The sequence below is a fragment of the Streptomyces sp. PU-14G genome, from assembly GCF_041028275.1.
Taxonomy (GTDB): domain Bacteria; phylum Actinomycetota; class Actinomycetes; order Streptomycetales; family Streptomycetaceae; genus Streptomyces.
This window is the reverse complement of the sequence record NZ_JASKYT010000013.1, coordinates 1-23,648: the sequence shown is the minus strand read 5'-3', so window position 1 is coordinate 23,648 and position 23,648 is coordinate 1. Positions and strand designations below refer to the sequence as shown.

15 protein-coding genes are annotated in these 23,648 nt (G+C 70.6%); 5 read left to right on the top strand and 10 right to left on the bottom strand.

The features are described from left to right. Positions 1–105: 105 nt before the first annotated feature. The 4 genes from aztD to aztB form a co-directional block, all read right to left on the bottom strand. The gene (gene aztD / locus AB8Z75_RS03160) at positions 106–1,293 is read right to left on the bottom strand and encodes a zinc metallochaperone AztD (RefSeq protein WP_369199797.1); all 1,188 of its coding nucleotides are present in this window, start codon (positions 1,291–1,293) and stop codon (positions 106–108) included. 102 nt (positions 1,294–1,395) lie between these two features. Further along, on the bottom strand, positions 1,396–2,313 hold the full coding sequence (gene aztC / locus AB8Z75_RS03155) for a zinc ABC transporter substrate-binding protein AztC (RefSeq protein WP_369199796.1): 918 nt from the start codon (positions 2,311–2,313) through the stop codon (positions 1,396–1,398). A gap of 32 nt (positions 2,314–2,345) precedes the next feature. Further along, positions 2,346–3,587 (bottom strand): hypothetical protein, encoded by a 1,242-nt coding sequence (locus AB8Z75_RS03150; protein ID WP_369199795.1) that lies wholly within the window; start codon positions 3,585–3,587, stop codon positions 2,346–2,348. Then, positions 3,584–4,462 (bottom strand): zinc ABC transporter permease AztB, encoded by an 879-nt coding sequence (gene aztB, locus AB8Z75_RS03145; RefSeq protein ID WP_369199794.1) that lies wholly within the window; start codon positions 4,460–4,462, stop codon positions 3,584–3,586. Before aztB ends, AB8Z75_RS03150 begins: the two co-directional genes overlap by 4 nt. A 53-nt stretch (positions 4,463–4,515) precedes the next feature. On the opposite strand from aztB, the gene aztA reads away from it, so the two are divergent. Then, positions 4,516–5,229, top strand: coding sequence for a zinc ABC transporter ATP-binding protein AztA (gene aztA, locus AB8Z75_RS03140; RefSeq protein WP_369199793.1), 714 nt, complete (start codon positions 4,516–4,518; stop codon positions 5,227–5,229). A gap of 139 nt (positions 5,230–5,368) precedes the next feature. Here the strand turns inward: aztA and AB8Z75_RS03135 are convergent, their stop codons facing one another. The 6 genes from AB8Z75_RS03135 to AB8Z75_RS03110 all read right to left on the bottom strand — a co-directional run bounded on the left by AB8Z75_RS03135 (position 5,369) and on the right by AB8Z75_RS03110 (position 15,412). Next, positions 5,369–7,174 (bottom strand): sulfatase, encoded by a 1,806-nt coding sequence (locus AB8Z75_RS03135; protein WP_369199792.1) that lies wholly within the window; start codon positions 7,172–7,174, stop codon positions 5,369–5,371. After that, the gene (locus AB8Z75_RS03130) at positions 7,171–9,063 is read right to left on the bottom strand and encodes a glycoside hydrolase family 2 protein (protein ID WP_369199791.1); all 1,893 of its coding nucleotides are present in this window, start codon (positions 9,061–9,063) and stop codon (positions 7,171–7,173) included. The genes AB8Z75_RS03135 and AB8Z75_RS03130 overlap by 4 nt, the downstream gene beginning before the upstream one ends. Before the next feature lie 51 nt (positions 9,064–9,114). Next, entirely contained in the window at positions 9,115–12,111 is a 2,997-nt protein-coding gene (locus AB8Z75_RS03125; RefSeq protein WP_369199813.1) for an alpha-mannosidase, read from the bottom strand. Between the two features lie 171 nt (positions 12,112–12,282). Then, positions 12,283–13,167, bottom strand: coding sequence for a carbohydrate ABC transporter permease (locus tag AB8Z75_RS03120; RefSeq protein WP_369199790.1), 885 nt, complete (start codon positions 13,165–13,167; stop codon positions 12,283–12,285). Continuing rightward, entirely contained in the window at positions 13,167–14,078 is a 912-nt protein-coding gene (locus tag AB8Z75_RS03115) for a carbohydrate ABC transporter permease (protein WP_369199789.1), read from the bottom strand. The genes AB8Z75_RS03120 and AB8Z75_RS03115 overlap by 1 nt, the downstream gene beginning before the upstream one ends. Continuing rightward, entirely contained in the window at positions 14,075–15,412 is a 1,338-nt protein-coding gene (locus tag AB8Z75_RS03110; protein ID WP_369199788.1) for an ABC transporter substrate-binding protein, read from the bottom strand. The genes AB8Z75_RS03115 and AB8Z75_RS03110 overlap by 4 nt, the downstream gene beginning before the upstream one ends. Before the next feature lie 295 nt (positions 15,413–15,707). On the opposite strand from AB8Z75_RS03110, the gene AB8Z75_RS03105 reads away from it, so the two are divergent. The 4 genes from AB8Z75_RS03105 to AB8Z75_RS03090 all read left to right on the top strand — a co-directional run bounded on the left by AB8Z75_RS03105 (position 15,708) and on the right by AB8Z75_RS03090 (position 23,610). Further along, positions 15,708–16,925, top strand: a complete 1,218-nt coding sequence (locus AB8Z75_RS03105; protein ID WP_369199787.1) for an ROK family transcriptional regulator — start codon at positions 15,708–15,710, stop codon at positions 16,923–16,925. 406 nt (positions 16,926–17,331) lie between these two features. Further along, entirely contained in the window at positions 17,332–19,743 is a 2,412-nt protein-coding gene (locus AB8Z75_RS03100; protein ID WP_369199786.1) for a hypothetical protein, read from the top strand. Beyond that, positions 19,740–21,836 carry a TOMM precursor leader peptide-binding protein gene (locus tag AB8Z75_RS03095; protein WP_369199785.1) on the top strand — a complete coding sequence of 699 codons (2,097 nt, stop codon included), beginning with the start codon at positions 19,740–19,742 and terminating at the stop codon, positions 21,834–21,836. Before AB8Z75_RS03100 ends, AB8Z75_RS03095 begins: the two co-directional genes overlap by 4 nt. A 16-nt stretch (positions 21,837–21,852) precedes the next feature. Then, positions 21,853–23,610 (top strand): SagB family peptide dehydrogenase, encoded by a 1,758-nt coding sequence (locus AB8Z75_RS03090; protein WP_369199784.1) that lies wholly within the window; start codon positions 21,853–21,855, stop codon positions 23,608–23,610. Positions 23,611–23,648 lie beyond the last annotated feature (38 nt).

Here is a 23,648-nt window from a genome sequence, read left to right as displayed (position 1 = left end):
CCCGCCTCGTCCTGGCCGCAGAGGGCGCGGGGAACAGGTCGGGGGCGCCGACATTGCTGGTGGCAGCAGCCATCGATACGGTGACGAAGCCCGCGAAGCGTACGCTTAACTCGTCACGACCCCGGAGATCTCGTTCGGCTTCTTCTCGAAGGTCCCCGTCGCCTTCTTCTTACCGGATTCCAGGTCCACCGCGTGGATCTTCTTCTGCTCAGGGTCGGTGACGAAAGCCGTACCGCCGCGGACGAAGAGCTCCGGGCGGGACTGCTGCCAGTCCAACGGCTCGCGCCACGTGTCGATGACGGGCAGTGTCCTGGTCAGCTTGCCCGACTCGGGGTCGATGACGTGGATGCTCCCGTCCGTCCCCAGCACCAGGGCCTCGCCCCCCGGGCCGCCGGCCAGTGACTTGAAGCTGTAGCTGGTACCCAGGTCGACGAGTTGCATCTTGCCCGTCTCGGTGTTGATCAGGGACACCTTCTCGGGGCGTTCGAGCTCGGCCTCCGGGTCCTGCTTGTAGTCGCCCAGCACGACGGGGGACTTCTCCGAGCCCCTCTGGTTGCCGATCCTCCCGTACTCGGTGGGGCTGTCCACCTTGGTGATCTTCTGATCCTTGTAGATCAGCACTCCGTCCTCGCAGCCGATGACCACGGCCTCGTCTTTCGCGGTCGCCTCCCCGTGCACCTCCGGGCACTTCTCGTTCCGCGCGATCTCCTTGCGCTTCTCGTCGAGAACGACGATGCCCTTGCGCTCGTTGGCGGTACCGAGCGTTGTGACGAGCTCGCCGTTCTCCAACTCGACCGCCACTCCGTGGTGCGGGGACGGCGAGGCGTAGGTCTCGGTCTTCGGCTTGCCCTTCCCGAGGTCGGCCGGGTCGAAGATGGTGGCTTCGCCCGTACCGTCGGTGAACAGCACGGTCTTGCCGGCGTGCAGCACCACGTGTCCGGGCTCGGCGCCCTTGAACGCGATGTCGGTCATCTTCTGCCGCACCGCGTCGAGAACGCGGAACCCCTGCGAGGTGGACACCATGATGTGCCGGTCGTCGCCCGCGGGGTTCACCCGGTTGTAGCCCTTGAGCGGAACGTCCTTCGCCACCTTGAGGGTTTCACCGTCGAGAACGTAGATTCCGCCGTCGTAGGTGGCGACGACGGGCTTCCGCACCCCGGCGCCGGACTGTTCTTCTGTTCCCTTCGCGGATGTCTGATCCGCCTCATCGGCTCCGCAGGCCGATACCAGGACCGACGTGAAGAGGAGCACGGACACCGCCGCCCCTCTCCTGCTGCGCGAACTGCTGCTCATGAGGTTCTTCCTCTTTCTTTCTCGTCAGCCGGGCGTGACGACGCGTCCGCGTCAGCCGGGCATGGTGGCCCGGCGCACTCCGGCGTTGACTGCTCGTGGCCGTCAGGAGTTTGTGAGTCCGCGCTCCAACGCCTTCATGTTGGAGCGCATCATCTGCAGATAGGTGGCGGCGCCCCCTCCCCTCTCCGTAAGTGACTCGGAGAACAGGGGGATCACGGCGACGTCGACATCGCTCTCGCGTTTGAGGGCCCGTGCCAAGCGGTCCGGCTGAGAGGAGTCGACGAAGATGGCTTTGACGCCTTCCTTCTCGATGGTCGTGGCAAGTGCCTTCATATCGGCGGCGCTGGGAGAGGCAAGCGTGGTGCCGCTCGGGATCACCGCGCCGACGATCTGGAAGTCGAAGCGCTGGGCCAGGTATCCGAAAACATGGTGGTTGGTCACCAGCTTGCGCTTCTCCCGAGGGACAGCGCCGAATCGCTGCTTCATTTCGGCACTGAGTCGCCCGACCTTCTTTCCGTACGCGGCAGCGTGCGCCCTGACGGCTTCTTCGTCGACTCCGTCGACCTTTTCCGCGACCTCGTCCCCGATGACGCGTACCGCTTTTCGTACACGTTCGGGATCTGTCCAAAAGTGCGGATCGGGTTTCCCCGCGGTCTCGTCCTTCTTGTAGGTGAGGGGGTCGACCGCCTCGCCGACGCCGAGTGTTGGCACATTCGCCGCCTTGGCGGCCTCGACGTGGCGCAGAACATTCTCCTCCAGGCCCAGGCCGTTGTAGACGACCAGGTCGGCACTCTCGATCTGTGCGGCCTCAGGAGCCGAGACACCGAAGGAGTGCGGATCCGCGTTCGGTTTCATGAGCACCTTCACGTCCGCCTCGTGGCCGACGATCTGGCGCGTGATGTCGCCCAGGATGTTCGTGGTGACCACCACGGTGGGGCGCCCGCCTCCCGCTCCGGAGCATGCCGTCACGCCGGCGAGCACGGCGCAGACGCACAGGATGAGGCCCGCCGCCGCGGCCACCCCGTGCGACCGTCCGGCTCTCGTGGCGGCAGTCACCGTCCCGTCTCCACCATGCTGGAGGGCGAGATGTCCACGGAGAAGGAACGGGCCTTGCGGAGGCCGTCGTTGTAGTCGATCTCGTAGACCTTCTTGGCCGCCACATCGTTGACGTACGCCCTGCTGGCGTCCACTTCGATCACGGACCGGTTGGCGTCCTTCGCACGCGGCGCCCCGGACAGGATGTCCTTGCTGGCGATCTTCTCGCCGTCGGCTGTCTCATACGCTGTCAGCGTGCCGGATGCGTCCAGCGTCAGGAGAGGTGTTCCTTCCCCGGCGCTGTTCACGGCCACCACCGGCCCCGTCTCGATCAGTTTCCAGTCCCGCTTGGCGACGTTCAGGACCCACACCCCCTTCTCTCCCGCCTTGGCCGTCAGAGTGGAACCGAGCGACCGATGGTGAAAGGCTTCCGGGCGTTCGTTTTCCGCTACCTTCTGGTCGAAGGGGATCTTCTCCGCGCGAGGTTTTCCCTTCCTTTCCGTCACGAACAGCGCTCCGTCGGCACAGCCGAAGACGACTCCGCTTCGCGTGACCGCGGCGGGACCGAGTTCGGGGCACTTCTCATCGAGGACGGTCCTCTTCACCCCCTTGCGGTCTCGCACCTCCACCACGGTGTCCCCGCTGGGGCCGGCGACCGGAACGAGTACGTCCCCTTCCAAGGGAACGACAGGCCCTCGCTGCGCGTCCTCGAGGGTTGCGACCGGCTTGAGACGCCCTTTCTCCATCTGCGCGTGATCCACCAACCGTGCCGTCCCTCCGCTGAAAGTGAAGGCTGTCAGGGACGGACTGCTGTAGACATGTGCGACGGCTGCTCCGTCGACAGCGCCGACACGTCGCGTCTTGGCCAGGTAATAGTGCACGTGGTCTCCGTGGTCGACCATCCACGCGCCGCTGTCGAAAACCCGCGAACCGCTTCCGGAATTGGCATACGCGAAGCGGCCGTCGGTGACCAGCTCCGCTCGCTTGTCCATACGGCCCAGCGACGTGGTCTCCTCGTCGATGAGGTCCAGCACCGTGACGGCGCCGCTGCCGGCGTCTCCGAGCACGAGCCGGGACTGCTGCTCCGCCGCCTCTTCGGCCCCCGCTACGTACCCGTGGGGTTTCGAGGCCGACGTGGGCTTCTTGTCGTTTTCTCCCTTGCCCGCCCCCTTCCCGCCGTCGGCGCAGCCCGTGAGCAGCAGCCCCAGGGACAGGGCCGCAGCCGCGGCAGGCACGCCCTTGTTTCGTATCCGGTTCATGGTGAGTGCTCGTATTCCCTTCGTGTTTCGGCTGCGGTAGAGGCCTGCGCACCCTTCACCGGGCGGTTCCTGATCCGGGAGGCAAGTACGGAGAGGAAGAACAGCAGGACGGCGCAAGCCGCGATCGTCGCCCCGGCCGCGGTGCCGAGGTGCCAGGAGAGGAGAAGGCCGAGGAAGGTCGCGCCGATTCCGAACAGCGCGGCACCGCACATCACCGTCGGAATACGGCGGGACCACGGCAGTGCCGCCGCCGGCGGGGCGATCAGCAGGCCGAAGACCAGCAGGGTGCCGACCACATGGAACGACGTGACCATGGCGAGCGTGACGAGGCCCAGCAGCACCGCGTGCGCGAGGCGGGGGCGCAGGCCAAGGGTGTGCGCCTTGCGTTCGTCGAAGACGAGGGCCAGGAACGCGCGGTATCCGAGCACGGTGGCGACCACCGTTACGCACAGTGCGACGGCGAGGCCGACCAGGTCTTCTTCCCGCACCGCGAGCACGTCTCCGAACAGGAAACCCGTGAGATCCACCGCGAAGGACTGCGACCGCGAGACGATGATGACACCGAGCGACAGCATGCCCACGAAAAGCAGACCGATGCCGGTGTCCTGGCCGAGTCGCGGCGACCGTCCGAGCAGCGTCACGCCGCAGGCCATCACACCGGCGCTCACCGCGGCACCGATCAGCAGGTTGCCGCCGTAGAGCGAGGCGACGGCGACCCCGGGCAGCATGCCGTGCGACATGGCATCGCCGAGGAAGGTCATGCCCCGCAGCACAACCCAGGTGCCGGTGGTGGCACAGATCAGCGACACCAGGATCCCGCTCCACAGCGCCCGCTGCACGAAGGCCGCTTCGAACGGCCCGGTCAACCACTCCATGACCGGGACCCTACAATGAAAATGATTGTCATAACAACAACAGGGAGACGAGTATGCCGCCCCCCGGACCGCCCGGAATCTCACTGAGCAACGTCGCCGCCGGCTATCCCCGACGCCCGGTGCTGCGCCAACTCACCGCCTCCGTACCGCAGTCCGCGACGACCGCCGTCGTCGGTCCGAACGGGTCGGGGAAGTCGACCCTGCTGAGCGTGCTCGCCGGCGTCCACTCCCTCACGTCCGGCACCATGGCAAGGCACCACACGTTTCGCCCCTGCTTCGTCGTGCAGCGAAGCACGGTCTCCGACACCCTTCCCCTGACCGTGCGGGAGGTGGTGACCATGGGGCGATGGGCCCATCGCGGCTCCTGGCGACGGCTCACCGCACGTGACCGCCTGGTCGTCACCGACAGCATGGACCGGCTCGGCATCCTCGATCTCGCCGCACGTCAGCTCGGTGAGCTGTCAGGAGGCCAACGCCAGCGAGCCCTCGTCGCCCAGGGGATCGCCCAGGAAGCTGACCTCTTTCTCCTGGACGAGCCGACGACGGGCCTGGACCTGGCAGCGAGGGAGACGATCTCCGCCGTCCTCAGTGCCTCCGCGGCCGAAGGGACCACCGTGGTCCAGGCCACACACGACCTGACCGCTGCCCGGCAGTCCCAGCACTGCTTGCTGCTTCAGGACGGGCGGCTCGAAGCAGAGGGGACACCTGGCGAGGTGCTGACCGAGAGCGCACTGCGACGGGTGTGGGACTTCCCGGAAACGCCCTGAAGCCTCCCGCCACATGGGGCACATGGGTCCTGCCACCCGGGTGGCCGTCCCGTTCGGTACACGCCCCGTGCCACGTACGTACGCAGGGCGCAGGTGGGCTGCGGCGCCGTCGTCCGCGAGTGACGGCGGAGATTCCTGTTCAGCTTCGCGGAAAGAGGCGCGCGAGCTCGTGCGCCAGCCCGGTCAGCTGCGTGCGGTCGGGTTGTCCGGTGGCGGCGGCCAGTTGGAGCAGGGACACGGCGCCCCGCATCGTCAGCAGTTCCGAATCGGTGATTCCGGGCACGAAACGGCGCACCGCCTCGACGGCCACCGGATCGGACAGCAGCACGGCCAGCGGTGTACGCAGGCCCATCCTGCCCTCGGGGAACTCGTCCGCCCGCGGCGCGTGACCCAGCGCCGCCGTCTGCCGCGGCTGCCCACGGTGCGCGGCGACCTGGAGGTGCGCCTCGGTCACCGCTTCCGGCTTCCGGGGCAGGCCGAGGCGCTCGTACTGGTCCGGTGGGGCATCCCCCTTCCGGAGCTGCTCCACCAGCAACCGGATCATGCGAAGCTCCACGTCGTCGTCCACGACCGGCCGCTCCTGCCGGGGGTCGTCGGCCAGGTCGTACAGCAGCGCTCCGAACCGTGAGGGATCGAAGCCGGGTGCCGTCCTGGCGGGGACCCGCAGCGTTCTCACGCCCTTGGTGAAGTCGAAGGGCTCGGCGAGTTCGGCGTCGGCCAGCTCGGCGGGAGCGAAGCGCCCACGCCCATGTGTGGGCATCAGTGTGTGTTCGTAGAGGGGCTGGTTCGTTGCGTCCTGGCAGGAACGCATGTAGACCCAGCGGCCGTCGGTGATGTTGACGTGGCCGCCGAACATGCCGAAGACCGCGGATTCACGCGGCGCTACCTCGTCCGGGAAGCCGTCGGTCGCTGCGGCGAGCGGACGGCCCTGCATGTCGGGGGTGCGGTCGACGCCGAAGAACTCCAGGAGCGTGGGGGCGATGTCGATCGTCTGGACAAGGCCGGAATGGCGGCTGCCCGCGTGCGTGGGGCGACGGGGATCCCACACGAACAGGGGGATGTGCGCCAGCTCGTTGTACCAGGGCTGGACGAGCTTGCCCCACCAGCCTTTCTCTCCCAGCAGGAGGCCGTGGTCGGTGCACACGATCAGCAGGGTGTCGTCCCACAGACCGTACTCGTCCATCGCGTCCAGCACTCGGCCCAGCGAGTGGTCGCACATGGACAGCAGCGCCGCGTACTCGTAGCGCGCATGGGTGACCTGTTCCTCGGTCTCGGTGACCTTGGTGTAGTCCGGCCAGTCGAAGTGCGGTCCCCCGTAGTCGTGCGGATAGAGGTCTTTGTAGCCCTTGTGCGTGAAGAAGGGCTCGTGCGGGTCGAAGGTCTCGATCTGCACGAACCACCTGTCCTGGGCCCGGTTGACGCGCAGGAATTCCAGACCCGCGTCGAACGTGAGCGTCTGCGGGTGTTTCTCCTCGGTGTCCATATGCGCACGGTTCACCCAGTCCTGGCGCCAGAGGTCGTTGCGGTTGCTGCGCAGGTCGTTGGGCGGTGCCGGATCGGCCACCTGTCCTTTCCAGGCGTCGCCCTCCTGGCCCCGGAAGAATTCCCAGGTGTTGTAGCGGCCGTGGTAGGTGGCGCCGCCGTCCTCCCAGTAGTGCTGGTGGTCACTGACCAGGTGGGTGTACACACCGTGCTGCTTGAGAAGTTCGGGCATGGAGTCGTCGAACGGCTCCAGCGGCCCCCAGCTCCGGTGCAGGAAGTTGTGCCTGCCCGTGTGCAGTTCGCGACGCGCCGGCATGCAGGGCATCGACCCCACGTAGCACTTGTCGTACGTGGTGGAGACGGCAGCGAGGCGCGCGAAGTTCGGGGCGTGGACCCAGTCAGCGCCGTAAGGAGGCAGCATGCGCCGGTTCAGGCTGTCGAACATGACCATGATGGCTTTCATGTGCGTGGTCCCTCCGGCGAGCGCGGTCCCTCGGTTCCGTGCGTGGCGTCGTTCATGGCGCCCTGCGCTCCGGCGTCGGCTTCGATGGCCGCGGGCCGGAGCTGAGCCGAGCGGATGCGCGCGAGATCGAACTTTTCCGACCGGTCGAATCCGAAGATCCCGTTCTGCTCCTGGAAGACGTCGGTCAGCTGCGTGTAGCAGTAGCCGAACATGTCAGGGTGGGCGAGCAACGCACCGACGAGCCCCTCGAACCGGGTGTGGAACTCCTCGACGCTGCGTACCCGGTCGCCGTATCCCCAGGACCCGGTGGCCGTCTGCGGCCGGCCGGCCTCGGCGGGATTCCACCAGATGCCACCGAACTCGCTGACGAAGAAGGGCTGCCCGCGATAGGCGATGGACCAGGACTCACCGGTGGTGTCGGACCTGTTCACGTAGGGCTCGCCGGCCGACAGCGCCCTGTGGGCGGCGGCGAAGGCTTCCGGGTCCTGTTCGTAGTCGTGGCTGTCGAACACGTCGGACTCGGCGATCCGGTGTGCGTAACCGGAGGTGTCGAGCACGGGCCGGGAGGTGTCGTGGGCCTTGGTGGCCAGGAACATGCCGCGCATCACGTCGTCCAGCGCAGTGATCGCGTCGCCGTAGTCCTGCCAGGTCTCGTTCATGGGACACCAGCCGATGATCGCCGGGTGCGAGTAGTCCCTCTCGAGCACCTCCAGCCACTCCTGGACGTACGACGCGTCCGGCTGCTGGTTGGTGGACTGGCCCTCTCCGCTGTTGCAGCCCCAGTCGCCGAACTCGCCCCACACCAGGTAGCCCAGCCGGTCGGCGTGGTAGAGGTAGCGCTCCTCGAAGACCTTCTGGTGCAGTCGTGCACCGTTGAAACCGGCCGCCTGGCCGAGCTGGATGTCACGCACGAGGGCGGCGTCGGTGGGCGCGGTCATCAGCCCGTCCGGGTAGTAGCCCTGGTCCAGCACCAGCCGCTGGAAGACGACGTCGCCGTTGATCCGGATCTGCTTGCCGGTGATCGCGACGCTGCGCAGACCCGCGTACGACTCCACCTTGTCGACTACACGTCCGTGTCGATCCCGCAGCTCGACACAGAGCCCGTACAGATGCGGGTCGGCCGGCGACCACAGCCGGATCCGCTCCGGTGGCAGCACCAGGCTCATCCGGGGTGCGAGGTCGAGGTCGGCGCGTACAGTGCCGCTGACCACGCCGCCCGCACCGTCGCTGACGCGGATGTGCACCACACCGCCGGACAGGTTCGCCGAGAGCGGCACCTGCACGTCGAACGCTCCTGCCGCGACGTTCGGTGTGATGCGGGGGCGGCGGATGGCGATCTGCGGCACCGGTTCCATCCAGACCGTCTGCCAGATACCGGTGGTGCGCCTGTACGTGGCCGCGCGCGGGGTGTAGGACACCGACTGCTTTCCTCTGGCCTGCGGTGCCTGGGGGTCGTCGCGGGCCCGGACCACGCACGGGACGGGCACCCCTGCCGGGGCGGCATCGGTGATGTCGAGACTGAAGCCGGAGAAGCCGCCCCGGTGCCGGCCGACCTCGATCCCGTTCACCCACACCGTCGCGTCGTGGTCGACCGCGCCGAAGTGCAGCAGCACCCGATCGCCCGCCCACTGCGGTGGGACGGTGATCACGCGGCGGTACCAGACAGCCCGCAGGAAGTCCTGCTCCCCCACTCCCGAGAGACGGGCCTCGGGCGCGAACGGCACCACGATCTCGCCGGACAGCTCTCGCCCGATAAGCCCGCGCTCCCGGCCGGTGTCGGACCGGTCGGTCTCGAACTCCCACCTGCCGTTGAGGTTCAGCCAGCGGTCGCGCTGGAACTGTGGCCGCGGGTACTCCGGCCGGGGCGGATCGGACCGGTCAGCCGACATGGGATCACCTTTCCGTTCAGTCTCTCGATGGGTGACGCGGCCCGCCGGCTCTCAGGCCGCCGGGTCGCGGAATCGGAGGGTGAGCAGTTCGAACGGGCGCAGCTCGAGCTCGACCGCGCCCCCGGGGGTTGCCTCGCGGAGCGCCTCACCGTCCACGGCACGCTCCAGGAGGTCGGTGGCGAGGGCCTCGCGCCAGGAGAACCGGGTACGCACGGTCGCGCGGGAGCGGTTGCCGTGTGCCTCGTACAGGCGCACGACGAGATCGCCTGAGCGGTCCTCGGCGAGTTTGACACTCTCCACCACGACAGCGGGCTCTGAGACCTCCAGCAACGGCTCAGCCGCGCCACCATGCACCGTGCGCAGGGGAAGCTGCAGCGCGTATCCGTCCGCGATGGCTTCGGGGACCCCTCCGGTCCGCAGGCTGACGGAGAAGGTGTGCCGCCCCTGATCCGCTGACGGGTCCGGATAGCGCGGCGCACGCAGCAGCGACAGCCGCACGGTCGTCATCGGACGGCCCGCGGGCCCCTGCGCGTTGCGGATGTCGTGTCCGTAGACCACGTCGTTGGCGAGGGCGACGCCGAAGCCGGGCTCGCCCACGTGGACCCACCGGTGCGCGACGGTCTCGAACCGGGCGGCGTCCCAGGAGGTGTTCTGGTGGATCGGCCGGTGCAGGTGACCGAACTGGATCTCCGAGGTGGACCGGTCCGTCCTGACGTCCAGTGGAAAGGCGAGCTTGAGCAGCTTCTGCGACTCGTGCCAGTCGATGTCGAAGGCGTAGGTGAGCTTGCCTTCGGACAGCCGCACGGACATGGTGATCACCGTGTCGCCGCGCTCGTGCCGCACCACCACCGCGTCGCCGGCGATGCCGATCGACACCGGTTCCACGAGGTCCAGGCCGCTGCGCTTGTCCTCGTCGTTGATGTCCCACGCGTCCCACTCCCGCGGAGTGTCGCGGAAGAGCTGAAGGACTCCGCCCGCCAGGCCCTGCGGCAGCAGTTCCCGGTCAGTGGCGGGGTCGAGGACCGAGACGAGTGTGCCGCGCTCGTCGATCTCGACGTGCATCGCCCCGTCGTCGAGCACGAACCGGCCGTTCGCCTGACGCGGGACGGCCGCCGGGGGCGGCGAGGCGGGGCCGATGCCCGCCGCCGGCACGCCGTGCAGCGGGTAGGGGCCCGCGTTGGCCGCGACCTGTGCGCGGCCGTCATCGCCGTTCCCCTCGACCCCGTCGTCCTCGCCGCCGAGCGCGTCGAGTGCGGTGGTGACAAGGGAGTGCAGCTCGCCCGTCACACGCTCGTAATCCCGCTCGGCGTCCTGGTGGACCCAGGCGATCGACGTGCCCGGCAGGATGTCGTGGAACTGGAGCAGCAGCACCGTCTCCCAGAGCCGTCGCAGCTCGTCGTACGGGTAGGGGGCTCTGCCCCGGAGGGCGGCGGTCGCCGCCCACAACTCGGCCTCCCGGAGCAGGGCCTCACTGTGCCGGTTGCCCCGCTTGCTCCGCGCCTGCGAGATCAGCGTGCCGCGGTGCAGTTCGAGGTACATCTCGCCGACCCACACGGGCGGCGTGGGCAGTTCGGCCTCGGCGGCGCGGAAGAAGCTGTCAGGATCGTCCATCCGCACCCGCGGCGATCCGTCCAGATCGTGCTTGCGCTGGGCCGCTGCCAGCATCTCCCGGGTCGGGCCGCCGCCGCCGTCGCCCCATCCGTACAGCCCGAGTACGTGCCGTGCCGCGCCCTTCTGGCGGAACGTGCGCTCGGTACGCGCGAGGTCGGCGGCGCCGAGGTCGGAGTTGTAGGTCTCCGCGGGTGGGAAGTGGGTGAACAGCCGTGAGCCGTCGATGCCTTCCCAGTGGAAGCTGGAATGGGGCATCGCGTTGGTCTCGTTCCAGGACGGTTTCTGGGTGAGGAAGTAGCGGGCGCCCGCCGCCCTGGCGATCTGCGGCAGCGCGGCCGTGTACCCGAAGGAGTCGGGCAGCCACACCTCCTCGCTGTCCACCCCGAACTCCTCGGCGAAGAAGCGTTTGCCGAGCACGAACTGACGGGCCAGCGCCTCACCGCCCGGCATGTTGGTGTCGGACTCGACCCACATGCCGCCGACCGGGCGGATGACGCCCGCGGCCACCGCTGCCCTGACTCGTTCGAACAGGCGCGGCTGGTGTTCCTTGAGCCAGGCGTACTGCTGCGCCGAGGAGGCGGCGAACACGAACTCCGGGTGGCGTTCGCTCAGGTCCAAAACGTTGGCGAACGTCCGCGCCACCTTCCGGACGGTCTCGCGTACCGGCCACAGCCAGGCGCAGTCGATGTGGGCATGGCCGACAGCGGAGACGATCAGCGAGCTGTCGGCCGCGCGGCCGGCCAGTACGGGCGCGAGGACCTCCCGGCCGCGCGCCGCCGTGCCTGCCACGTCTTCGGGGTCCATGACGTCGACCATCCGCTCCAGCGCGTACACGATCTCGGCGCGGCGCGAGCCCTGGTGGGGAAGGACGTCGACCAGCCCGTCGAGGGCAGCCACGTCCTGCAGGAGGTCCCACACCCGCCTGTCGCGTGAGGCGACCGACAGCTGCTTGAGGCGGTACAGCGGCTCTTCGCCCGCGGTCGCCTTGTCGCCCATCGCCGTGGGTTCGTACTCGTAGGGCACCTGGACGATCGGGTTCGCAGCCGCCTCGATCAGCAGCCGGAAGGGGCCGGGCTCCGGGAGGGGGACCCAGGAGTTGTAGGGCTCGATCGCTTTGACGATCTCTCCGTCCGGGCGGTACACCATCCCCTCGGCCTGGAAGCCCGGCTGGTCTCCGGTGAACCCCAGATCGACCACGAGCTCGGCCTGCCCGCCGGCCCACTCCGCCGGCACCTCGCCGCGGACGTCGAACCAGGTCGTATCCCAGGGCCTGCCCCACGGCTGGCCGAGCGTGAACGGCTCGAACCGCTCCTGCACCGCCTCGGCGAACGGCACGGGCTCGCCCCCGACCGTCCAGGCGGCGATCCTGACCGGGCGGGTGTCGTGGTAGACGGCGGGCCGGATCCGGAAGGTGGTGAACCGTCGGACCCGCTGCATCGCCAGGGCGGTGGCGTCGAGTTGCACCCGGCCATGCGGATTGTCGTCAGCCAAGAGAGCGTCTCCTCTTACGTACTGCTGGTGGTTCTGGTCGTGTGCGCTGCCGGTCGCTTCGGGCGGGGGCAGGGTGGAGCGGTCCGTCGCCGTGGGGTGACGAGTGGACGCGAGGGGTCAGGCCTTGACGGCACCGCCGAGGCTGGAGCGCATCAGGTGCCGTCGCAGGAAGAGGTACAGCACGGCGGGCGGTGCCATGTAGACCACGGCGCTGGCCGCCAGTACGCCCCAGTCGACCTGGTTGAAAGCGGTGAACGAGCGGAACAGGCCGATCGAGAGCGGATAGAGGTCGGGTGACTGCAACAGCACCAGCGGGGTGAGGAAGTCACCCCACACGGCCATGAACGTCAGCATCGCGGCGGCGCCGAGCCCCGGGCCGACGAGCGGCAGGATGATGCGGCGGATCGCGCCGAACCGGCTGCTGCCGTCGAGCCACGCCGCCTCCTCCAGCTCGAACGGAATGGCGTCGATGGTGCCCTTCAACAGCCACAAGGTGATCGGCAGCGCCGCCGAGGCCTCGACCAGGATCAGGCCGAGGTAGCTGTCATCCAGTCCGATCTCGACCATCAGCAGGTACAGGGCGACGATCGTCGCAGGCGGCGGGATCACGCGGATCAGCAGGATCGCGAACATGAAGGTCCTGCGCCCGCGGAACCGGTAGCGGGAGAGCGCATAGGCCCCGAGGACTCCGCAGGCCAGGTTCAGCGCGGTCGCGGCGAACGAGACGATGACGCTGTTGAGGAACAGCCGCGGGGTGGCGCCGTCGGTGAAGAACCGCACGAAGTTGTCCAGCGTGAACGCAGGAAGGCCGACCGTGGGTCCCCCGTCGGCGTCCACAGCCGTGAGCGCGACCCATGCGAACGGTACGACGCAGAACAGCGCCAGCAGCACCATCAGTGCGTACTGCAGCCCTCGTTGCACGACCGCCCACCTCGGCTTGCGGCGACGCGGACCGACGGGCGCGGTGACCGCCCTCGGCTCGATGGTTGTCGTGGCCGCCATCAGACCTCCACCTTGGCCAGCCGGGCGTAGGTCATGCCCAGGATCGTCAGCAGGATGAGCAGGATCACGGAGGCGGCGCTGCCCAGGCCGATCTGGGAGTACTTGAAGGCGCTCTGGAAGATGTAGATGGCGGTGATCTCCGTGTCCTGGCCCGGGCCGCCCTGCGTCAGGAAGTAGACCAGGCCGAAGACGCCGACCGTGGTGATCGTGGTGAGCAGCAGGTAGAGGAAGACCGGACCGCGGATCAGCGGCAGGGTGATGTGCCGGAAGACCTGGAGCGCGCTCGCACCGTCCATCCGCGAGGCCTCGATCAGCTCGTCGGGCACGTCCTCCAGCGCGGCCTGGAACATGATCATGGCGAACGCGATGCCGCGCCAGACGTTGATGAGGATCACCGAAGCCATCGGGTACTCCTGCAACGGCGCCGCGGCGCCCGAGCCGAACACTCCGAGCAGCCGGTTGAACGTGCTGTCGCTCTCGGAGGAGAGCACACTCGCCCAGGTCAAGGACGCGACGACCTCGGGCACCACCATCGGCAGGAGCATCAGCGCACCGAACAGGCCCTTGCCGCGCAGCCACTTCTGACGCAGCAGCAGTGCGGCGAGCATGCCGAGCACCGTCTGCCCGACGATCGCCGACCAGAACACGAACTCTCCGGTGCGGCCCAGCGAGGCGAGGAAGTCCTGCGATCCGAGCAGGTTTCGGAAGTTCTCCAGCCCGACGAACTGCGGGTCGCGTGCCGCGAACCCGGTCAGCTGTGTGTTGGTGAGGCCGAGATAGACACCGTAAGCGGCTGGGGCGATCACGAAGGCCGCGATCAGGAGGACCGAGGGGCCCAGCAGCAGGGGCAGTGCGGCACGCTCCGGCCGGCGGCGTTTCGGCCGGGCGGTCAGGGTCTTGGCCGTGGTCATTCGGCCACCCGTGTGCTGCCGAGCAGTTCCTCGGCCTCTTCGGCGAAGGCGTCGGCGGCCTGGCTGCCGTCCGCCTCGCCGGACAGGATCTTCGCCGTCGCGCTCTGGACCGCCTGGGAGACCCGGTCCTCTCCGTCACCCAGCGGTGGCTGGATGCTGGACGTCAGCTTGCCCTCTGCCTGAAGCAGCGACGGCTCGTTGCTGTAGGGGGCGGTGCCGGAGAGGCCTTTGCGCGGTGAGACGGCGCCCACGGCGGCCAGCTGCCTGGCCAGCGCCTTGCCGGAGCTCAGCCACTGCGCAAGTTCGACAGCGGCGTCGGGGTGCGCGGCGTCGGCGTTGACGCTGTAGCCGAAACCGCCACCGCTGATCGGGGCGGGTTCGGTGCCCGGCACCAGTGCCGGGTAGTCCCATGTGCCGATCTTCTGGCGGGAGTTCTTGATCGGTGCCGCCCCTTCGGGGCCCCAGTCGTACTTCCACCCCCAACTGCCCTGGGCCGCCACCGGAAGCGTGCCCTGGGGGAACTTCTCGTACTTCGTCGGCTCCCACGGGTTCGGGTTCTGCAGGTCGCGTACCGGGAGCAGCTCGGCCTCGACGAGGTCCGCGTACAGGTCGAAGGCGGCCGACAGGCCCCTGCTTCGGAGTTTCCACTTCCCGGACTCGTCGTCGTACAGGGTGCTGCCGGTGCCGGCCACGATGGGCAGCAGGCCCTCCGTCCACGATCCGCCGCCCCAGGCGGTGCCGGCGGGAAGGACGATCGGAGCCTCACCGGTCTTGGCGCGGATCTGCTTCAGTCTGGCCGTCAGCTCGTCCCAGGTGCGCGGCTGCGAGGTGTCGACGCCCAGCCGCTTCAGCACGTCCTTGCGGTAGAAGAGGCTCTGCACACTCGCTTCGTGCGGGATGGAGTAGTAACTGCCGTCGCGCTGCCGTGCGCCGTCCTTAACCGACGGGTAGTACTCGTCCCAGCCGTCCCACGTCTTCAGGTACTTGTCGAGGTTCAGCAGGTAGCCGGCGCCGGCCATACCGGTCACGTTGCTGCCGCCCATGTCCACGACGTCCGGCGCCGTGCCGGAGTAGAACTGTTGCGTGATCTTGGTCCGGAACTGGTCGTCGGTGAGGATGTCGGTGACCAGCTCCACCTTGACGTCTTGCCCCTTTTCAGCCATCGCCCTCTCGAACTCCGGTATGAGGTCCTTGACGACATCCGCGCGGGCCTCCTGGTACTGCAGCAGCTTGACGGTCACCTGGCCGCCCTCACCGGAGTCCGAACAGGCCGTGAGCGCCCCTGCTAGCAGCGTTCCGGCCGCGACGGCGGCGAGGACATGGTTGCGCCGCATCGGTCACCTCTCCTGGCCGTGGATCCGCACCGCGCTTTTATCAAACGGATTGGATAAAGTTCGGTGATGCTATGGAGCGGGCTCAGGCCCCGTCAAGGGATCACGCCAAATCCCGTAGCGTATGCAGCACTCGGCTGGGGCAGCCCGGCTGCCGCCACGGTTCCCCGATCCGCCTGAGAAAACCGCTTCAGGAGACCAACGGGGGGATCGCCGGCCCGAGGGGCTTCGAGCAGGGCGAGGCGAGGGTCTTCGAGGAAGGCGAGCGAGGACTTCGAGGAAGGACGAGGAGGTACGCATGCGGCGAGGCAGCAACCAGCTCCGGCTGGCGGACTACAACCAGGCGGTGGTGCTGGAGGCGGTCCGCAGGTCGCAGGGGGTGAGCCGAGCCGACCTGCAGCGCGAGACCGGTCTGAGCTCCCAGACCATCACCAACATCACGCGTCGGCTGATCGACGACCACCTGGTCCGCGAAAGCGCGCCGGGCGGCAACGCGCGCGGCCGGCCGAGCATTCCGCTGGTCACCGATCCGGACGGAGCCTACTCCGTCGGTGTGCACATCGACCCGGCCCGGCTGACGATCGTCCTCCTCGCTCTCGACGGCGAGGTCCGGCTGGCACGCCAGGAACGTACGCCGCAGGCCACGAACCCGTCCGAGGTGACGGCCTTCATCGCCGACGCCGTCGACGGTCTCATCACCCAGGCCGGCGTCGCCCGGGCCCGCGTACTCGGGCTTGGCATCGCGGCTCCGGGCCCGCTCGACATCGACGCCGGGCTGCTGCTCGATCCGCCCCAGCTGCCCAACTGGCGCAACGTCCGGCTGCGCGCCGACCTCCACGAAGCGACCGGGCTGCCCGTCCTCCTCGACAAAGACGTCACGGCCGCCGCCACAGCGGAACTCCGCTCCTCCCCGCAGGCGTCGAACACCTTCCTCTTCCTCTACCTGGGTTCCGGTGTCGGCGCCTCGGTCGTGCTCGACAACCAGGTCCTGCGTGGCACCACCAACAACATCGGCGAGATCGGCGACCTGATCGTCGACCCCGACGCCGAACGTCTGGAGTGGAGCGGCCGACGCGGCGGTCTGGCCGCCGCCTGCGTTCCCGAGGCACTCGTTCTCCAGGCCGCCCGCGTGGGCCTCCTGCCGCTTCCCAACCTCAGCGACTACGTCGCCATCGACGACGCCTGCTCCTCACTGTGCGCCCTCGCCGCCGCGGGAGACGGCGGCGCCGCCCGCATCCTCGACCACGCGGCACGCCGTGCGGCCGTCGGCCTCGGCGTGCTGGTGAACCTCCTGGACGTACCGCAGGTCGTGATCGGCGGGCCGCTGTGGAACCGGCTCGCCCCGGCGTTCCTCCCCGTCATCCCCGGCATCGTCGAGCGCGAACTCGTGGTGGCCCGGGAGAACATCCAGGTGCGGGGATCCGCCGTCGGTGACCGAGTAGCCGCACAGGGCGCAGCCGAACTGGTGGTGGACCACTTCCTCGCCCCACGCGCGTCCGCACTGATGGTGGGCTGAACGCGCCCTCGCGGGTGGGCGGCGCTGTGTGTGCGCCTCCTGTCCCTCGCGACCGCCGTGGCGACGCCCTGTACGTCTCCTACGTCTCCGGGTTCACCAGCCTGGAACAGTCGCGCCGCGGCACCTGGCCTGGTAGAAGCGCGCGCCCACTCCTGCTCCAGGGTGTTGCGCCGCGGTGCCCTTCCACCGCCCACGCCCGCATCGCGTTCGGCCGTCGGCCACGGGGCGGCGAACCACGGGGTCGCCGGTCCTCGGGGTCAGCGGTCCTCGGGGGTAGCGGTCCTCGGGATCAGCGGTCCTCGGGTGCGTTTTTCGATCTCCGCTGACACTCGCCGGACGACCGGGTACCGTCCCTGATCACTCTTCCGTTCGACCACGCACGCACCGGCCCGCGAGAAGGGGGCGGGTGCGCGCACCAGGACACCGGAGCCGCCAGGTGGACGCCCTCCACGACATACGCCCCAGGCTGCGGGCGGACGCGCTGTTCACGGCGACCGACCATGGAGTGCTCCTCCAGTACCCCGAGGGCCAGTTCGTACTCAAGGGGCGCACGGCCTACACGTGGACGTGCCGTCTGGCGCCGCATCTGACCGGGGCGAACACGGTCGCCGAACTGTGCGAAGGACTGCCCGCGGAACGCGTGGAAGCCGTCATCGCAATCGTGCGGGCACTCCTGGAACGCGGTGTCGTGCGCGATATGCGCCCCGAGGAGCCGGCAGCAGGGGGCGGGAGCGCGTCGCTGCCCGAGGCGGTCGCGGCCCGCTTCGGCGACCAGCTCGCCTACCTCGACCACCAGCTCGGCGGCTCGGCAGCCGCCGCCTTCGCCCGGTTCCGCGACACCCGGGTGTTGATCGCGGGCCACGGCGAGGCCGCCGAGAGCTGCGCCGCGACCCTGCTGCGCAACGGACTGCGCGCGGTCTCCCTCGCCGGAGATCCCGAGCTGCCGGCACGGCTCCAGCCGGAACTGGAGGAGCTGCACGCGGTCGGCTGCGACGCCCAGGTGGTGCTGTGCCCGGCCGAGGCGGGCGGCGGCGGGCCGGACGGCACCGACCGGGATGCGGACGTGGTCGTGGCGTGCGGTACGGGACACGGCGCGTTGCTCGACCGCAACCGCGCGGCGCTCGGCGGCGGCCCCGCGCTGCTACCGCTGACCGTACTGGACGGCATGGCGGTGATCGGACCGCTGGTGTCCGGCGACAGCCGCGGCGACGGTCACGGCGAGGCGGCAGCCGCACGGCGGCCGGCCGCGGGCTGCTGGCAGTGCGCCGTACTGCGGCTCGCCGCCGGACTGGAACCGGCAGCCGCCGCGGCGTTCCTGCGGGCCGCCTACACGGGCCGGTCCGCGGGCGGGCCCGACGCACAGCTCGGACGCATGCTCGGTACGACGCTCGCGTTCGACGTCTTCCGATACCGCACAGGTGCCCTGCCCGCGGAGAGCGCGGGCACTCTCCTCCTCCAGGACTGCGCGACCTTGGAGACTTCCCGGCAGATCCTGCTCGCCCACCCCGACTGCGAGGCGTGCGGTGAGCCGCGCGCCCCCAGGCAAGGCAGCAGCGGGTTCCCGGGTCCTTGCCCACCGGACAGGTCCGGTCCGGTGGAGGAGAGGGTGCTGTTCGGTACGTACGCCGGGGTCTTCCGGCGCTACGCCGACGACGCCCTTCCGCAGTCCCCGCTGCGCGCCGCCGCCGTGGAGGTGGCCGCACCCGGCCCGTCCGCGGTCTCGGCGCGGTCCGTCACCGCCTTCGCGCTCGGCACCCAGGCAGCAGCGCGGGCGGCGGCCCGTACCTCGGCCGCGCTGGCGTACGAGGTGCTGTTGCACGCGCACGGCATGCCGCGAAGCGCCGCACCGTACCTCGCGGACCCGTCCTGCGTGCGCGTACCCGGCCACGAACTGAGTACCTGGAGCGGCACGGCGGAGCCGGACGGGCCGGACGACGGCCCCGGGCAGGCTCCCTGGCTGCGTGCGTGGACAGTGGATCCCGCCGAGCGGGCCCTGACCGCATCCGAGCGGACCGTCGCCGTCCCGGCCGCGGCGGTGCACCCCGGTGGCGTCCTCAACCGCGACCGCCGCTTCGAGCCGGGCGGCGCCGGCGCGGGAGCGGGCGCCACCGTCGAGGCCGCCACGCGGGCCGGGCTGCTGTCGGCCCTCGCCTACGAGGGCGTCGTGGCGGCGCTGCGCGGAACGGCCGCCGCGCACCCCCTGCCGGTGGACACGGCGGCAGACGACGACGTGGGCTTCCTGCTCCGTTCGCTCGCGCACCTCGACCAGTCGGTCACCCTTCTCGCACTTCCCGGCGCGGCCCCCGCACACGCCGTGGCCGCCCTCGCCACCGGTCGGAGCCCCACAACCGGCCCGCTCCCCGGCGGCACCGCTCAGGCACTGGGCCGTGGGTCCGCTCGGACGCTCGGGCCAGACACCGTCCAGGCGCTCGGCCCAGACACCGTCCAGGCGCTCGGCCCAGACACCGCCCAGGCGCTCGGTCACGGCACCACCCGCGCCGAGGCGACCGTGCACGCCCTGCGCGACCTGCTCGGTACGCTGCAACTGGCCCGCGAGGGACGGAAGGCGGACCTCGGCGAGCCCTTGGTGCCCGGATTCGACGTGGAAGCCCTGCGGGCGGCGGCCGTAGAAGCGCCACCGTCCGCGACACCGTGGGGCGCCGGCAAGACCCCGGCGTCACAGCGGGAGCCCGCGTGGCCGCAGGCGGTGCCGGGCCGGGACGTGCTCGTCGCCGTGACGACGCCGCCGGACCTGCGCGCCGGTGGTGTGGAGACCGTGCGGGTGCTGCTGCGCGGAACCGCGGAGGCACCGGAGTGAGGGCTTCGGCCAAGGCGCCACCGGAGTGCGACCGGCTCCGCGTCGAGGAGGAGTTGACGCTCCGGCTGCGCCGGGCGGGCCTCGGCGCCCGGGCCTGGTCCGTGCACGTTCGGCTGCTGGGCACAGCCGACGCCTTCGCCGCCCCCGACGATCCCCCCGGCGCCCTCCCGGGGGCCACCCTCGTCCCGGTGCACCTGCACGGCAGATACGCGATTGTCGGCCCCCTCGGACCAGTGCGGCCGGCTGAGGGACGTCCCTGCTTTCGCTGCGTGGCCACCCGCTGGCAGGCGCTGCGTCCCGCCGTGGAACGCGACGCCGTCGAGCGCGGCCCCCGGGCTCCCCTGCACGCGGTCGGACCGAACCCGTATCTGACGCCCTTCGCCCTCGACATGCTCGCCCATCTGGCGGCGTCCGCGCTCACCGCCATCCACCAGAAGCCGCCCGGCGCCGGTGCCGACGTCGGCACCGGCACCGGCACCGTGCACCGGCTCGCCCTCGACACCCTGGGCGTGGAACGGGCACGGCTGCTGGCCGACCCCGCCTGCCCCTGGCGTGGGGGGCACGAGGCCGCTGACCCGGCTTCCGCCGAGGACGCCGCCGTGCCCCTGCGGCCCGGCCTCCTCCCACCGCCCGGCTCCTCCCGGTTGCTCACCCCCGCGCAGGCGGTGCCCGAGTGGGCCGCCGACGCGCTCGCCAACCCCGTGTGCGGTGCCCTGGGCACCGGCGTACGACCGGACCGTGAGGCCGCCAACACGGCCCCGGCGAGCGGCCGGTTCGCGGTACGCGGCGGGGCCCGCCTCCTCGACGTGCACTGGAGCGGGCACGCCGACACCTACCGGGACAGCGCCGCTCTCGCCCTGTGCGAGGGGCTGGAGCGGCTGGCGGGACTGCGCGAGGGCGGCGGCGCAGCCATCCGCGCCGCCCGGTCCCGGCTGACGCACCCTTCGGTGGATCCGCGTGCGTGCGGCCTTCCCCCGGCGGCCTTCTTCGAGGGGGCGGCCTCCCCGTTCGTCCCGTACGACGAAGAACTCGTCCTGCCGTGGGTGTGGGGGTGGTCGCTGCGGGACGAGCAGCCGGTACTGGTGCCCGAGCAGATGGTCCACTACCGGCTGGCCGGCCCGGGGCCGTACTTCGCGGTCGAGACCTCCAGCGGGTGTGCGGGTGGCTCCTGCCTGGAAGAGGCGGTACTGCACGGGCTGCTGGAGGTGGTGGAGCGGGACGCCTTCCTGGCCGCCTGGCTGGGACGTGCCCGGTTGCCCGCGATCGCGGTGGACAGCTGCCGCTCCCGCCCGCTCCGCTCGCTCGCCGAGCGGATGCGGCGCGGCGGCTACCGGCTCCGGCTCCTCGACAACCGGATCGACCTGCCCGTGCCCGTCGTGACCGCGGTCGCGATCCGCGAGAACGGCGGGCCGGGAGCGCTGTGCCTGTCCAGCGCCGCCGCTCTCGAACCGGAGCACGCAGCCGAGTCGGCGGCACGCGAGGTCGCCAGCCACCTCTCCGGCTTCGCGGACCGCACCGTCCGCGACCAGGAGCGGCTGCGCGCCATGGCCCGGGACTTCGGCCTGGTGCGCGAACTCACCGACCATGCCGCACTCTACGGCCTCCCCGAGATGACGCGGCACGCCGCGTTCCTCCTCGACTCCGGCGACCGGCCACAGCCCTGGACCGAGGTCTTCCGCGACGACGGGCGCGCTGCGGGCCGCGCGGGAAGCGGCACGGGAAGTGGCACGGAGAGCGGTACGGGAAGTGGCGCGGAGAGCGGCGCGGGAAGTGGCGCGGAGAGCGGCGCCGTGCGCTGCGGCGGTGCGCTGCCCGCCAGGGACCTGTCCGCGGCTGTGCGCCACTGCCGGGACCTGCTCGCCGCCCGGGGCTTCGACACGATAGTCGTCGACCAGACAGGCCCCGAACAGCGGGCGACCGGCACGCACGTGGTGCGGGTGCTGGTGCCCGGACTGCTGCCGATCGACTTCGGCGCACGGCGGCACCGCGCGCCCGGCATGGCGCGAGCCCGCACCGCGCTGCGCAGCGCCGGGCTGCGCGACCACGACCTGACCGCGGCGGAGCTCAACCCTGCTCCGCACCCGTTCATGTGAGGGGATGAGGGGGAAGGTGCCCGACAGCTCAGAGCCCGGCGCGGGTAAGGACCGCGCCGGGACCGTCACCCGCTATCTGGACGCGGTGCTGCGGCGGGCCTCGGTCCCGATGGAGGCCGAGCCCTTCGAGCCGGACTGGCAGGACAGGCCGCGCAGCCACAAGGTCTACCGCGGGGCACCAGGTTTCCCGCTGCCCGACCAGGCGCCGCAGCCCCCGCTGACGCTGGGAGAGGTCCTCGCGGCCCGGCGCCCTGGCTGCCGTCAGGACCGGGAGGCGGTCTTCACCGTGCCACTCCTCGCGGACATGCTCCGCTACTCCTACGGCTGGCTCTCCCGTCGTCTCCAGGTCGATCCGAACCCCGGCAGACGCGGCCAGGCTGCCGCCACACACGCCGAGTGGGCGCGTGGCAGCGCGGCCGGCGGCGGTCTGTACCCGTGCGAGCTGTACTGGGTGTGCGGCCGGGGCGGCGGCCCACTGCCGGGCGTGTACCACTACGAACAGCCCAGGCACTCCCTCCGCCGCGTCGCCACCGCCGACGTCTCGTCCCGGGTACGCGCCGCTTTGGGCACCGGCGCGGGCACGGAAGCGCAGTTCCTCCTGGTCACCACCCGGCTGTGGCAGAACGCCTTCAAGTACGGGGAGTTCGGCTACCACTGCGTCACCATGGACCTCGGCTGCCTGCTGGGGACGTGGCAGACCTGGGCAGCCGCCTACGGCATCGGGCTGCGCCCGCGCCTGTGGTTCGACGAACCGGAGCTGGACCGGCTGTTGGGTCTGGACCCGGCCACCGAAAGCGTCCTCGCCGTGGTGCCGCTGCCCTGGCGGCGCCCTTGCGGCGATGTGCCGGAGGGGGCCGCCGCCGGGGGCCAGGGCCTCCGCCCGGCGACCCCAGGCCCTTCGCCGGTCACGGCAACGGCGGCCGAACGCTCCCGTGCCGTCCGGCGGTTCCCCGCGGCCGAGTCGGCCCATCTCGCGGCGGTGTACGACCCGCGTCCTGTCCCCTCCCCCGAGGCACTGGCCGAGGCCGCGCGGACGCCCGCCGAGGAAGCCGAGACCGCGCGGACGCCCGCCGAGGAGGCTGTGGCCGCGCCCGGTCCGTCCGGGCTCGTGGCCGCCACCGTTCCGTTGCCCGCGCCCACCCCGCTCGCCAGCGGTGTCGCGGCGGCGCTCGCCGACCGGCGCAGCAGCTTCGGCCGGTTCTGCGCGCACCGTCCGCTCGCCGCCGAGGATCTGTCGGCGCTGCTGAGCGCGGCAGCGGCCGGACGACAACTGGGGACCGGCCAGGTTCCGCTGACCCGGCTGGCGGTCTTCGTGCAGCACGTGGCGGACGTACCGGCCGGCCTCTACCTGTACGACGCCGGGGCCCACGCCCTCGTCCCGCTGCCCGGCCCGGCCCCGCACCCCTTCCTGCAGCGGGTCTACACCCTCACCAACTACAACCTCGAACAGGCCGCCGTCGCCCTGTTCGTCCTGGCCCGCCCGCACGCTGTCGTCGCCACCGCGGGGCCGCGCGGCTACCGGCTGCTCAACGCCGAGGCGGGCGCCGTCGCGCAGACGGTCTACCTCGCCGCCGCCGCTCTCGGCACCGGCTGCGGTGCCGCGCTCGGTTTCGACTACGAGGCCGTGCACGCGGCGCTTACACCCGCCGTGGGCACCAGCACCTGGCCACTGCTGCTCCTGATGGCAGGGCACGAGCGCCCCGCGCCGGCCCGGTTCGACGCGTCCGTCACCCCTCGCGCCCCCAGCGCCCGCACGGACGGGACCAACCTGTGACGACCGACATGCACTCCCCCACCCCCTTCGTCCTCGCC

Coding starts and splice junctions, on each gene's coding strand:
- AB8Z75_RS03115 (WP_369199789.1), bottom strand. CDS start 14,078: ATGACCACGGCCAAGACCCTGACCGCCCGGCCGAAACGCCGCCGGCCG.
- aztA (WP_369199793.1), top strand. CDS start 4,516: ATGCCGCCCCCCGGACCGCCCGGAATCTCACTGAGCAACGTCGCCGCC.
- AB8Z75_RS03135 (WP_369199792.1), bottom strand. CDS start 7,174: ATGAAAGCCATCATGGTCATGTTCGACAGCCTGAACCGGCGCATGCTG.
- AB8Z75_RS03105 (WP_369199787.1), top strand. CDS start 15,708: ATGCGGCGAGGCAGCAACCAGCTCCGGCTGGCGGACTACAACCAGGCG.
- aztB (WP_369199794.1), bottom strand. CDS start 4,462: ATGGAGTGGTTGACCGGGCCGTTCGAAGCGGCCTTCGTGCAGCGGGCG.
- AB8Z75_RS03125 (WP_369199813.1), bottom strand. CDS start 12,111: ATGCAGCGGGTCCGACGGTTCACCACCTTCCGGATCCGGCCCGCCGTC.
- AB8Z75_RS03110 (WP_369199788.1), bottom strand. CDS start 15,412: ATGCGGCGCAACCATGTCCTCGCCGCCGTCGCGGCCGGAACGCTGCTA.
- AB8Z75_RS03150 (WP_369199795.1), bottom strand. CDS start 3,587: ATGAACCGGATACGAAACAAGGGCGTGCCTGCCGCGGCTGCGGCCCTG.
- aztD (WP_369199797.1), bottom strand. CDS start 1,293: ATGAGCAGCAGTTCGCGCAGCAGGAGAGGGGCGGCGGTGTCCGTGCTC.
- AB8Z75_RS03120 (WP_369199790.1), bottom strand. CDS start 13,167: ATGGCGGCCACGACAACCATCGAGCCGAGGGCGGTCACCGCGCCCGTC.
- AB8Z75_RS03130 (WP_369199791.1), bottom strand. CDS start 9,063: ATGTCGGCTGACCGGTCCGATCCGCCCCGGCCGGAGTACCCGCGGCCA.